Raw genomic sequence first — 12175 nt, 5'->3', positions numbered from 1 at the left:
CCTTACTGCGCTGGCGCGGCGGCCGCGTCGGCGAGGTTGCTGCGGTACTGGGGCTCGGAGGTGACGATCTTCTGGGCGTAGGGCCGGGTTTCGGTGAAGTGCCGCGGAATCTGGTTGGGGAATCCGTGGGAGGACTGCACCGCGCCCGGGCCGGCGTTGTAGGCCGCCAGGTACAGGTCGCGGCGATCGCGGTCGGGTCCGGAGTGTTCGTCGACCTGCCCGGCGGCGATCCATCCGTCGATCTGTGTGGCCAGGTCACACATGAAGTGGCCTTGGGCCATGATCGCGTCGCCGAGGGAGTACACATCGACCCGGCCGTCGCCGTCGTAGTCCTTGCCGTAGGTGGCCCACGTGGAGTCGATGAACTGTGCGGGTCCTTTGGCCGCATCCGGTGACTGGACGTGTTGCTGGAATCCGCCGGTCTCCTGGTTGCCCTGCGCGGCCAGTAGTGACGGGCTGATCTGCGGGCAGATCCGGCCAGCCTTGTTGTACCACTCGGCCCAGTCGCGGGGAACGCCACGCACGTTGGTGGCGTTGGGATTTCCGGCCTGGCCCGCGGCGGCGGTGTCGCCGTCACAGCCGTCGCCGACCTCACCGCTGCCCAGTCCGGCGCCGCCGCGGTCGCGTACCGATCCGAGGTCTTCGCCGTGATAGAGCGGGGAATCGTTGAGGGTGACGTGCACGTGATCGAAGTGGTTGGCTGTCCAGCCACCCCGGTCTTCCATCGTGTTCCCGGCGCCGTCGGCGGGCTGGTAGTACTGCCGCCAGATGGTGTATTTGACGTGAAAGACGTTCTTGTTGTCCATCACGTACTTCTGGATGCGCGTACCCAGCTCGACGTCGCCCGGCGTGTGCCCGCCGTTGGGCATCATGATGTCGGCCGCCGCGCCGGAAGGGTGATCGGGGTACGGGTCGTAGGGCCGCCACCCGCCGATCGTCTTCAACTGCGGGAATCGTTGCGCCACAGCACGGGCCAGCCGCACGGTGTTGGTTTGCCAGTGCGCTTCCGAGCCCAGCCGCGCTGGCATCGGCCGCGACACGTCCAACGCGCCGTCGCTGTCGGTGATCCCGCCCGCCAGGTCGCTCCCCAGGCCCGGAGTACTCGGTGCCGCCGTTTCCGCGTCCGGGGCCGCGTCGGCGGTCGGCGGTGCGCGGGCACCGGCGGTGGAGTTGAGGAAGGTGCCCTCGGGTGCGGGTTTCTTGCTGGTCACCCCGGCTTTGACCGAGGTGACCGGCCAGGCGCCCCAGCCTTGGGATTTCAGGACGGTGTTGGCGACTTCCATTTGTTGTGCGGGGGTGGCTTTGTCGGCGGTTGCCGCGTATTTGGTGCCCCCGGATCCGGACCAGGTGCCGGCGGCGAACTGCAGTCCGCCGTAGTAGCCGTTGCCGGTGTTGATGGCCCAGTTCCCGCCGGACTCGTACTGGGCGACCTTGTTCCAGTCGGCCACCGACACCACGTTCGGGTCACCACTGCCACTTCCACCGCTGTTGCTGGCCGGTGGTGGGGTGGAGCCGGGTTCGGCGGCGCCACGCAGCCATGGCATGGGGTCGATGACGTGCTGGCCCCAGCCGCCCTCCCACACCTCGAAGTGCAGGTGCGCCCCGCCCGGGCCGGGTGGGCTGACCTCGCCGTTGTAGCCGACCTTCGCGATCTGTTGGCCGGCGGTGACCTTCTGCCCGACGTGGACCATCAGGTCTTGCGGGAACATGTGCCCGTAGACGGTGTCGTAGCGTTTGCCATCAAGGTTGTGGCTCAACACGATCCACTGCCCGAACCCCGAGGCGGGCCCGGACTTGGCGACGGTGCCGTCGTAGGCGGCGTAGATGGGTTGCCCGGCGGTCGACCCGAAGTCCTGCCCTTGGTGCATGGTGCCGTCGCGCGGCCCGAATGGTGAGGTCAGCTGGTAGGTGCCCTTTTTCATGGGCATCGTCTTGCGCCCGGCCGTCCCACTCGCACTGGCAGCGCCTGCATTGTCGGCGCCGGCGGGGTCGCAGTCGGTGACGGTGCCCGACAGCAACACCACGACCAACAGCGGGATCGCGAAGATGATCGCCGCCGCGGCCGCGAGTCCCCCTTTGGCTGTGCTGTTCATCGCGGATCGATCCGGTCACCGCGATCACGCAGCGCGGCAAGGAGTTCGGAGTTGAGTTTCTGGTAGGCGTGCAGCTGCTCGCGGACCGCTGCCAGCTCGTGCGCGGTCAGCGCCGTCGAGGTCGTTTCGGCGTCGCGGTGGGCGGCCTGGTACCAGTTCTTCACGGTGTTCGGGTGCACGTCGAGCTGCGCCGACACCTCACGGCATGCCGACCACAGGGAGCGCGCCGTCGGGAGCAGATCGCGGACCGTGTTGACGGCGATCTCGCGGATATCGCCGTCGATCCAGCCGTAGCGGCGCTGGGACTCCGGACTGGTACTCATGCCGCACCACCGCGCGCGGTGACGCCGGCGAACCGGGAGTTGGTGTCGTGGACGCCACCGGTGGCCTCGATCGGGGTGAAGTTGAGGCGGAACGGTGTTCCGGCGCGGTTGTCCTCACCGAACTTGGCCAGGAACACGCCCTGGCCGTGCGGGCGTGGTCGTTCGGCGCCGGTGTCGGCGCCGCGGCGCATCTGCGAGCGCAGCTTTTGCAGTACCGACTCCGAGGGGGGTGGAGTGGAAGCGGCGCTGGTCACCAATGCGCGCTCGGCGGCGTTGAAGTGGGTGACCGAGGAGAGTCGCTCGATCTCTTCCGGTCCGACTGGCCCGATGAACTTCAGGCGCGCCTTCTCCAAGAACCCGATCGCCTTGCTCGCATCCGCGGTGGACTCGAACGCCGACAGGTCGGCCACCGAGTGGGTGATCATGATCAGCGACACCGCATCCGAGCGATTCAATCGGACCAGCGAATCAACTCGGTCGACGATCCCGGCACCGGAACCGATGACCTGCCACAACTCGTCGATGATGACCTGGAAGGTGCGTCGTGGCCCCAGCCCGGCATCGGCCAGCACGTGCGCGGCCTCGACCGCCCCGAATCCATCGGCCCAACACACCAGCAGCAGCGCCGCTTTGAGTTTCTTGTCGCCCTTGGGGACCCGCGACACATCGACGCACACCGCTGGGGCGGACACATCCAACGGTTGGGTGGTCTGCCCGTTGAGGACCTTGCCGAGTCGCCCGCGCACCAGCGCCCGCAGTGACCTTCGCAGCCCTGCGGTCGCCGCGACGTAACCGTCGCGGTCGTCGACCGCTGCGTCCTCGTACAGCACCGGTGTGCCCGCTTTGATGACCTCGTAGAGGTTTTCGAGGATCGGCGGGTGCGACCCGGTGAACCCACCCCCACCCTGTTCTTTCGGCGTGTACAGGATCGTCAGTGCCGAGGACAGCAGCGTTTCCTCGAAGTCCTCGATCGCGCGGCCTCGGTTGATCTCCACCAGCCCGGCCAGGGTGGCGACCTGCCGGGATTGCAGATCGGCGGCCACCTGCACCCGTAGATCCTGCAACTGTCGTTGGCGGTCGTGTTCGGCGACCAACTCGGCCAGCTCGTCATCGAGACCGGCTAGTTCCTCGTCGAGGCGATCGAGGACTTCGCCGAGCGCACCGGCGGCCAGGGGGTTGATCTGTTGATGGCCGTAGCCGCCGGTGATCACCACCCCGCCGTTGGCCTCGGTGAGTTTGGCGTAATCGGGTTTGATATCGCCGAGGAACAGGGTGGTGTGGCCCTGGGCCATGTTGCCCTCCGCCAGGCGCCGCACCAGCGAGGATTTGCCGAACCCGTTGAGCGCCAACACGAACGCGACAGGTGCGGTGATCAACCCGGCCAGAAACCACGACAGTGGGTCGCACCCGAAATCCTGGCCGGTTTGCAGGTGCGCACCCAGTGGAGTACCCAACAATGGTGAGGAGGCGCCGATCGAAAACGGCCAGAACCCGCCGGCGACCTGGCTGGTCGTGGTCCGCCACTCCGGCATCCGCAGCACCGAACTCGTCCGACCCCCACCCGGCCCGGACGCGCCACGATGGCCGGGGTCTTTGCCCTCCACATCGAACCCGCCCTGCTCGACCACCCGGCGGATCGCGACCGCGCGGCGCCGGTTCTCGGCTTTGAGCCGCCGCGCCGCGCGACGCCGCGCCCACCCGCGATCCGCGTCGCGGACATCGTGGCGCAACTGCTCGTAGCGGGCGGCGGTCATTACCTGCACGCCCCCGATCCGCACGGTGTCGGGGATCGAGCCGTCGCACTGCGAGCAGTCGTGCTCGTCTGACGGCCCGGCGGCCCGGTGCTTGGCCAGAGTCGGAGAGGTCATCGCGGCATCCTTTGCATCACAAGAGAGTCAGAACAGTCCGGGTGGGGTCAGGCGGTGAGTCGTTTGTTGACCGAGGCGTACTCCGGTAGCAGCACCCCCAGGCCCAGTGCGCCGGCGAATGCGGCGTCCTGGCCGCCGAACACGCGCTGCACGCCGATGCGGGCGGCCGCGGACATGCCCTCGATCTCCGCGGCGAGTTGTGGCATATCGGCGTCGCGTTCGGCGGTGAGCGTGATCAACACCCCGAACCGGGTCAGGCCCGCACCGCGGGCTTGTTCCTCGCGGGCGGCGCGGGTGTTGTCCACGCGGATTGACGCGGCGGCCGACCCGATCCCCGATTTCGACTGCTCGGCGGCCAGGGCGTCTTTGAAGTCGCCGTCGACGAGTTTGACCGCTTCAGCGATGTTGTGGATGCGGTAGACGATCGCGACCCGTTTGCGGGGCAGATCCGCGCGTGGCACCAGCAGCGGTTGTAGCGCCGCGTGGGTGACCGTGCCCGCCGGGGCTTGCGCCATCTCCCACGTCACTGACCGATAGCCGTTGTGCACGTAGTGATCCCACTGTGCTTTCGCCCCGGCGCACCCGGTCTGATCCCAGCGCAGCACGTCGTGTTCGCCCTTGCTCAACAACACCTCGAGCTCGTGATCGACCTCCGGGCGAAACGCGCGGGTGCCCACCACGCACAGATCGGCCGCCGACATCGGCGCAGCATCGAGCCCGGCGCGGGCCGCGCGCGTCACGATCGACGACAGCAACCGGCCGATCGCCGCGCCCTGATCAGCGACGTCGCGGCTGTTCGCTTCGCGTTGGCGGCGGAAGGTGATCGCGATGCGCACCTCGTTCCGGACTTTCGCCGACATCCGGTGGGTGACCGTCTGGGCCATCACCTCCCGGGAGTACGCGGGAGCGTCCGGTGCGGTGATCGCCCGGACTTCCGCGGCGATGCGGGTGCCGTTATCCGGGACGGTCTCCACCACGACCACCGCACCGGCCACATTGTGGGTGGTGCCCAAGCCGGCCAGGAAGTCGTCCCACCCACGAACCCACTCGTTGATCTGCCACTGCTCGACCAACTCCTGGCCCTGCGGCTGACTCGACAGCACCACCGTGTAGTGGTCCTTCGCCCGGGCGTGGATCAACCCGAAGCGTTTACCCGAACTCAACTCGTACTCATACAGGCGGGTATCGCCCTGAATGCCCGGCATCTGGGACCGGCCAGGTACTACTCCGAACACGCCGCCGCGAAACAGGTTCTCGCCCTTGAATGCTGACTCCCAAAACTTCAGACGCACCGTCATCAACTCCCATCCGGTTCGGCCGCGGCGCTGCCACAACAGCGGCGCGAGGATCGCCGCGCCGATCACCAACACCGCGACGGTGGCGATCAGCGACTGAAAAAACATGAACTGCAGGACAGCCGTAATCACCACGGCACCCGCGAAAATCGTCGCTCCCCAAGTCATCCCGAACATTCCCGACGAGCGGGGCTTTTCCCACCGGCCGTAGAGAAACACCCGGTTGTCGTGGTCAACGCTCATCGGTAGCCCCCTGCACTACCCACCGGTGCGGCGGATTCGTAGCCGTCGTCGAACACCTCGTCGGCGGAACTCATCGCCGCGCTCGCGGCCTGGGCGACATCGCCGGTGTTGATCGAGCTGCCCGACCCGGACCCGAAGCTGCTGCCCGACCCCGAACCAGTCGAGCCGGCCTGGGTGGCGCCGTAGCCGCCACCTGCCGGTACCGGTCCGCCACCGGGTGGTGCAGTGGCGGCGGACGCCGATCCGGTGCCACCACTGCGGCCCCCACCACCGCTACCGCCGCCACCGGCCGGGGACCCGCTACCTCCGGTGCCCGAGGGCCCGGTGCCGCCGCCTGTTCCGCCGCCGGTGCCGCCCGAGGGCCCGGACGGGCCGGTCGGCCCGGCCATCGGCCCCATCTGGGCGCCGGCCTGCCCCGCGGTCGAACCGCCCCCGGCCGCAGCGCCGGCCCCGCCGGTCGCGGCCATCGTCCCGGCCGCGGCCACCACACCGGCGGTCATCATGCCCGCGGTCAGCCCCGACCCACCGGACATCGCTTGCCCGCCGGCGACGAGTTTGATCAGAATCGGCATAACCAGCGCGGTCAGTGACAGCAAGATCATGCCCATCAACGCCATCTGCACGTCTTCCAGACGCGTACCGGGATGCGCGGCCATCTTGAATGCGACCCAATACACCAGCGCGGCAACCGGTTTCCACAACAGCAGGGCGATGGTCCACTGGATCAGCCGACCAAACGCGACCTTGCCAGTTTGGGTGCCGCCGAACGATCCGACCACCGGGATCACCGCAACCACGACGGCGAGCATCGCTTGGCGGCCCACCAGCAGCACCGCTTGCAGGATGCCGCCGAGGATGCCGCAGATCGCGACCACCACGATCAGCCCGGAGCCCATCGCCACCAAATTCGCCGACGCCAGATTCCGGATCAGGTTTTCGTTGCCCTGCATGCCCTTGGTGAGCATCCAGTTCGCCAACGCATCCGACCCGGCTGTACAGGCGGTGAGCACACCACCGAACATCCACGCCCCGAATACTGCTTTGGCCAGGCCCATAAACGATTCCTCGGCGGCGTTCATCACCGCATTGCGGCGCGCCATGATCAGCCGATAGGACCCGACGAGGATCGACAGTGCCAGCCCGTACAGCTGTATCTGCACGGTGGCCTTTTGGATGTCCTGGATGACGGAGTCGTTGGAGTAGTCCGGTGTCGGGATCTTGATGAACCACGCCAGCGCCAGACCGATCACCGTGGCCCACCCCTGCGCGAACGACTTCGCGACCGCCTTGAACCCCGACCCGGCCGCATCCGAAATCGCGCCCCGGACTGCGTTACCCGCACCACCACAGCCCAACGCCGCACCCGCCGCGCCACCGAGTAGCCCGCTGGCGACACACACCGCACTCGGCGCGGCCTGAGCCTGCCCGATCGACTCGTCGACCCCCACCGGTCCCACCCGCACCGCGACCAGCACGGCCAGGACAAGTGCCACGGCAATCCGCACCACCCACCGCCGCGACGCCACCCGACGCCCAACCGCCGGCGCACGCACCGCCGATGGCTCACGCGGTGGCGGCGAGGAGGGTCGTGGAGTCGAGAGAGTCTGCGGGACAGTCACACTCAGAACCATGTGGACCACCCGGCCTCGTCGATCGCATCGAGGTAGCCGGAGTCGGAGGACCGTACCCACTCCCCCAGCCGCAGTTTCCACTCGCCGCTGTCCCAGACCATTGGGATCGCCAGGGTGGTGTACACGTAGCCGCTGGCTGTCGGGTGGTCCTGCGGTGCCGGGAACGGTCCGAACGCCCACCGCACGAACGCCGTCGACGAGGTGTAGGTGTCCGGGGTGATCTGCACCGCGGCCGGGATTGTTTGCCCGGGTGCGCCAGCGGCGTTGCTGTGCTCGATGATCCACTGCCGCAACCCAGGATCTCCGCCCACCGTGGCGGTAGCCAGTAGTGACCGGCACTGCGCCGCCGGCCCGTACATGCAGCGGAACAGCAGCTGCAGGCTGGCCAGCGCCGCGCCCTGCGGGGATCGACTGAACCCGGTCGGCACCCCGGCCGAGTCGATCGCGGCCGGGCCGTCGCCAGTCGAGAACGGCAACGGAATGCCGTACACCTTCTGCCATTCCAGCCCAGCCGGTGTGGAGATCGGCGTCTTCAGCACGTCCGGTGACTGCTGACCAGCCTGCTGTGGGAGGACGTGACCGACCGCCGACGTCGGAATCCGCATCCCGCGACCCAACACATCGACATCACTGCCCGCATAGTCACCCGTCGGCCCACTCGAGGGCACCGACGGCTTGTTCACCGACGGAGCCGGCGCAGACGGCAACGGGTCCCGCTGCTCCTTGCGATAACCGATGAGACCAACCGCGGCGACCGCCACCACCAGAACCACCAACACCGCGACCCACACCCACGGCCGTCGCCACCACCGCCGCGGACGAGCGTCGTTCTCAATGCTCGTCTCACTCATCGCCGCTTACCCCCGTCCGGGCGGCCGTGACACGGCGAGGCCGATCCCCGATTCGTCGGGGCTCCTGCCGGCGGGGCGGGCGACTACCCACCCACAGAACGAGTTTCAGCACCACCCAACCCAGCACTACGAGCAGCGTGAAACCCACTACAGGCCACAGCAGCATGTCGAACGGCACCGCGACGATTGGTGCCGGATGACCGCTGATGGCGGTCAGCGAGGTCGAGGACGGAGTGCTCACTGCGATGTTCCTTAAGTTCGAAGGTGCAGTTGTGTTGCGCTGCTTAGGCTGTGCTGTGATCTGACGAGAGAGGCGACCCTGAGTGCCGCGCGAGGATTGGTGACTAAACGACGCCGTACGCCCACGTTGTCGCGCATACGGTCAGCGCTCCATGGCGTACGGGCGAGTTGGGTGGGCCGAGCACACCCCAGGCCAGTAGCCGCTCAGAGACGGCGGTGACTGTCTCCGGCGGCAGAGGCGGACCGACACACACCAGATCAGTCACCGACAGCGCGTAGTCCAGCGCCCAAGGCACCTGCAGGTCGTAGGGTCCCACCAGATCGATGGCCCACCACACTTGTGCGCCCTCCCCAGATTGCTCAAGCAGCTGCGCCGTGGCGACCAAGTCGACGACGTCGTCTGCGTCGAGCAACAGGTGCGCGGCCGCCGTGTGCCAGGCGGCGAGGTCGAACCGACCCCACATCCGGGCCTCCCCCACGCCGGGGGACTGTTCGCATCCGGCGCGGGGAGCCTGCTCGCATCCTGCGGCCCGACCGAATGAAACACTGTCGACGATGACCGGCGGTGCGCCTAGTTCATCGAGGATGCTTCGCACAACATCGCCGTAGGGCGACACCGATTCTGTTGCTGGGGTCATGATCGAGCCCTCGCGACTCTCCTACGGTCGACGAGCGCAGCGCCGGGATCGACTGGAGTCATTACACTGCTCCTCTCCGATGAGGACGAGGCGACTGGCTCGGCCGGTGTCGGGTCACTCATCACCGCTGACCTCCCCAGAGGCGAGGTGGTGGTCGTCGTAGCGGCGGGGGCGCACCCCGAGCACTGCGGCGGCGGTACTGGCCAGGACGGTGACCATGACCACCACCGCGGTCACCGAGTTCGGCAGCATCGGCCCGGATATCGGGCCGATGAAGCCCGTTTGGGCCACGTGGACGGAGGTAGCAGTGAGAGACATAGGGGGCCTGGGCTTTCCGAAGTTAGGTGGGTGGGGCGGGCAACGCGACCATGCCCGGCGGGGGTGCCGACAGGGCACGCACCCGGTTGGCTGTGTCGCCCGCGGCGGGTAGCTGTCGTAGCCAGTCCCCTGCGGCTGACCACACCATGTCGGTGGTGACCGCGGTCAGCGACTTGTCGTGTTCGCGTTCGACGATCGTGATCGTGGCTCGCTGCGGGGTGTAGGCGTCGACGGTGTAGCCGATCACATTGGGCGCCTTGGCTTTATCGACCGGTGCGGTGATAGAGAGGCGCTGGCGTTGCACCGACCAGGTGTCGCGCGCGGCGTCCGGGACGACGAGTTGGCCGACGATCGTGGCGACCGAGGTATCCGGTGCCACCGACATCCGGATGGTCGCCGAGATCGCGGCGAGGGCGGCGCCGGCACCGGTGTGGTCGTAGCCGGTCGGTGCGGTGGCGTAGCAGTCGGTGGGGCCCTGCTCGGCGCACGGCACCGCGACCCCGGCGAACGAGGTCCACACCACGTGCGTCGGTGGGCTGTGCGGGTCGACCGTGGCCGACTGATCCCCGAGCGTTGCCGCCGGGTCGGTGTCCGAGCATCCGGTCACCAACCCGAGCACACCGATCAGTGCCGCGGCCAGGCTCAGAACGTGAGCAGCGCCCCCGCGATCCCCGCGGCAGCCCCACCGAAGCAAAGTCCGAGCACCACCCCGAGTGGGGTGTCGGGGGGTTCGGCGTGAGGATTGTTGTGCGCGTGGCCCATCTGCCCGCCGATGAACAGCAGCCTGGCGATCGCGGCCACGCACAACAGCCACATCACCCACCCCAGTAGCTGGTTCAAGGGAGTGGTGACCGCGGATGGGAGGTCGTCGCCGCTGGCTACCACGGTGCTCAGTAGTCCGGCTGACTCGGACAGCGCTGACCACATCTGTTGTCTCCTTTGCCATTATCCGGTCAGTGCTCCTACGAGGCCCCCGGCCACCGCGATGATCACGCAGCCGATCAACGCATTTCGGACCTTCTCCGTGGCTTCGTTGTCCATCGTTCCTTGGCGTTTGCCGTGCCCGAAGAGACCGCCGGCGATGAGAAGTGCTGCGACAGCGGCAATGCACGCTCCCCAGCCGATCCAGGAGAGGATCATCATGAACTTGTCCGAGCCGGGCGGCGGCGAGGGGTTCACCTGGATGTCGACGGCAAGGATCTGGGCGTTGGTGAGCAGTGTGGAGCCGATCATGAATTCTCCTCATGTAGTAGTGCGGTGGCATCGATCGATGCCTGGATGCTGGTCCGCCGGTCGGCGGCCAAGTCGTCACAGATCTGGGCGCCGACCGCGGCAATCGCGGTGGGTACCGACGCCAGTTCCCCGGCCTCGGTTGAGCGGGTCGCTTTCACCCCGTCGGCCGGCTGCCAGGACGGCAACTGCCGCGGCAGCATCGGGATGAGGGCTTTGAGCCAGGGCACCTGATAGGTGTGAGGTGCCAGCTCCCCGACCGTGCCCGCATATCGGCGAACATCTTTGTGTGCCTTGCCGGGATGGGCAGCCACGGTGATCAACCCGCACACCGTGACGCCCGGTGGTACGGCACCCTCAGCGGCCGCACGCAGCAAATCGGCGGCCGCGGCGATACCAGCCATGTGTTCGCGAGCAACGATGAACACCCGTTGGGTAGTGGCCGGGGAGGCGGGCCAGCAGCCGTGGGTGTCGGCGGCCGGCGCCCACATCCGCGCCAGCGTCCCGGCGCCGCTACCACCGTGCGCGGCGACCAACGCGAACAACGGCGGGAAAGCCCCGGTCACCGGGAGCGGTTCAGAACGCAGCGCCGCGTAATGAATGTGGTCACTGCCTGTGTCGGCGACAAAGACGCTCACCGGCCCACCACCTGTCCGAGCGGACCTGATGCGGTGGTGACCGCGGCGAGCTGGCCGATCGAGAGCCAGGTGTGTTCACCCAACTCGGCCTGCGCGTCGCGGTCCAGTGCGCCACCTGAGCCGAGGGTGGTGTCGTAGTCGACGGCGATCACCGCGGCCAGCTGCCCGGCGACGGCATCACCGAGGAGCTCGGTCAGATAGGTGTGGTTCAGCGTGGGAATCTGACAGTCGATCACCAGCACCGCACGTTGCAACACCCCCGCGTCACGCCACGCCGTGAGCACCGGACGGGCACGGTTGAGCAGGTCCGGGCGTGGTTCACACACCAGCACCGGCACCACTGCTTCCCACCCCGACAGGTCCTCGAGGACCGACCTCGCCCGGGCTCCGGCGTCGACGACTGCGACGGCCCCCTGGCTGGTGGTGTCGGCCACGACGTCTCGCAGGGAGGATCGGCCCACCGGATTCCACAGCGTCACACCGCCCGCGCCGGTCGACGCGGGAACATCCGGGAACAACTCGACGCCGAACCGGGCCGCGATATCGCCGTCACTTCCGGCGGCATCGACCCACCACGACGCCGCACCCAAGGTGGAGCCGGCACGGTACTCGGCCAGCAGCGCCGACACCACCGACGCCCCGGCACCCCCAGCGGTGGCGCACACCACCACCGGGTACTCGTCGAAACGCGGCACCACTGGGAGGTCGTCCGTGGTGGGGACCGTCGCCAGCGACGGACGGGGATCACGGGATGCCAACCAGCCCACCGACTCTCCGAACACCGCATCGCTGCTGGTTTCACTCATC

The 12175-nt window shown here is 68.0% G+C and carries 14 protein-coding genes; all 14 read right to left on the bottom strand.

Features of this window, described 5'->3' with window-relative positions; all coding sequences use genetic code 11:
* Positions 1 to 2: 2 nt before the first annotated feature.
* On the bottom strand, positions 3 to 2093 hold the full coding sequence (locus AC5ZH6_RS29295; RefSeq protein WP_496169682.1) for a transglycosylase family protein: 2091 nt from the start codon (positions 2091 to 2093) through the stop codon (positions 3 to 5).
* Positions 2090 to 2416 (bottom strand): transposase, encoded by a 327-nt coding sequence (locus AC5ZH6_RS29290; protein ID WP_496169680.1) that lies wholly within the window; start codon positions 2414 to 2416, stop codon positions 2090 to 2092. The genes AC5ZH6_RS29295 and AC5ZH6_RS29290 overlap by 4 nt, the downstream gene beginning before the upstream one ends.
* The gene (locus AC5ZH6_RS29285) at positions 2413 to 4284 is read right to left on the bottom strand and encodes a putative type IV secretion/conjugal transfer ATPase (RefSeq protein WP_496169678.1); all 1872 of its coding nucleotides are present in this window, start codon (positions 4282 to 4284) and stop codon (positions 2413 to 2415) included. Before AC5ZH6_RS29285 ends, AC5ZH6_RS29290 begins: the two co-directional genes overlap by 4 nt.
* Before the next feature lie 47 nt (positions 4285 to 4331).
* Positions 4332 to 5822, bottom strand: coding sequence for an SCO6880 family protein (locus AC5ZH6_RS29280; RefSeq protein WP_496169772.1), 1491 nt, complete (start codon positions 5820 to 5822; stop codon positions 4332 to 4334).
* Positions 5819 to 7315, bottom strand: coding sequence for a hypothetical protein (locus AC5ZH6_RS29275; RefSeq protein WP_496169771.1), 1497 nt, complete (start codon positions 7313 to 7315; stop codon positions 5819 to 5821). The genes AC5ZH6_RS29280 and AC5ZH6_RS29275 overlap by 4 nt, the downstream gene beginning before the upstream one ends.
* Positions 7316 to 7443: 128 nt before the next feature.
* Positions 7444 to 8304, bottom strand: coding sequence for a DUF8175 domain-containg protein (locus tag AC5ZH6_RS29270; RefSeq protein WP_496169770.1), 861 nt, complete (start codon positions 8302 to 8304; stop codon positions 7444 to 7446).
* Positions 8297 to 8545, bottom strand: a complete 249-nt coding sequence (locus tag AC5ZH6_RS29265; protein WP_496169769.1) for a hypothetical protein — start codon at positions 8543 to 8545, stop codon at positions 8297 to 8299. Before AC5ZH6_RS29265 ends, AC5ZH6_RS29270 begins: the two co-directional genes overlap by 8 nt.
* A 103-nt stretch (positions 8546 to 8648) precedes the next feature.
* Positions 8649 to 9182 carry a hypothetical protein gene (locus AC5ZH6_RS29260; RefSeq protein WP_496169768.1) on the bottom strand — a complete coding sequence of 178 codons (534 nt, stop codon included), beginning with the start codon at positions 9180 to 9182 and terminating at the stop codon, positions 8649 to 8651.
* Positions 9183 to 9296: 114 nt separating this feature from the next.
* Positions 9297 to 9473: a hypothetical protein gene (locus AC5ZH6_RS29255; RefSeq protein WP_496169767.1), complete on the bottom strand. Its 177-nt coding sequence runs from the start codon at positions 9471 to 9473 to the stop codon at positions 9297 to 9299.
* Between the two features lie 49 nt (positions 9474 to 9522).
* Positions 9523 to 10107 carry a DUF8175 domain-containg protein gene (locus tag AC5ZH6_RS29250; RefSeq protein WP_496169766.1) on the bottom strand — a complete coding sequence of 195 codons (585 nt, stop codon included), beginning with the start codon at positions 10105 to 10107 and terminating at the stop codon, positions 9523 to 9525.
* 35 nt (positions 10108 to 10142) lie between these two features.
* On the bottom strand, positions 10143 to 10427 hold the full coding sequence (locus AC5ZH6_RS29245) for a hypothetical protein (protein ID WP_496169764.1): 285 nt from the start codon (positions 10425 to 10427) through the stop codon (positions 10143 to 10145).
* Between the two features lie 18 nt (positions 10428 to 10445).
* Positions 10446 to 10733, bottom strand: a complete 288-nt coding sequence (locus tag AC5ZH6_RS29240) for a hypothetical protein (protein ID WP_496169762.1) — start codon at positions 10731 to 10733, stop codon at positions 10446 to 10448.
* A complete protein-coding gene (locus tag AC5ZH6_RS29235) occupies positions 10730 to 11368 on the bottom strand; it encodes a DUF6668 family protein (protein ID WP_496169760.1) in 639 nt (212 codons plus the stop codon). Before AC5ZH6_RS29235 ends, AC5ZH6_RS29240 begins: the two co-directional genes overlap by 4 nt.
* On the bottom strand, positions 11365 to 12174 hold the full coding sequence (locus AC5ZH6_RS29230) for a hypothetical protein (RefSeq protein ID WP_496169758.1): 810 nt from the start codon (positions 12172 to 12174) through the stop codon (positions 11365 to 11367). Before AC5ZH6_RS29230 ends, AC5ZH6_RS29235 begins: the two co-directional genes overlap by 4 nt.
* Between the last annotated feature and the right edge of the window lies 1 nt (position 12175).

It is taken from the genome of Gordonia sp. YC-XJ4 (assembly GCF_059511865.1).
This window is presented reverse-complemented; position numbering and strand designations above follow the sequence as displayed.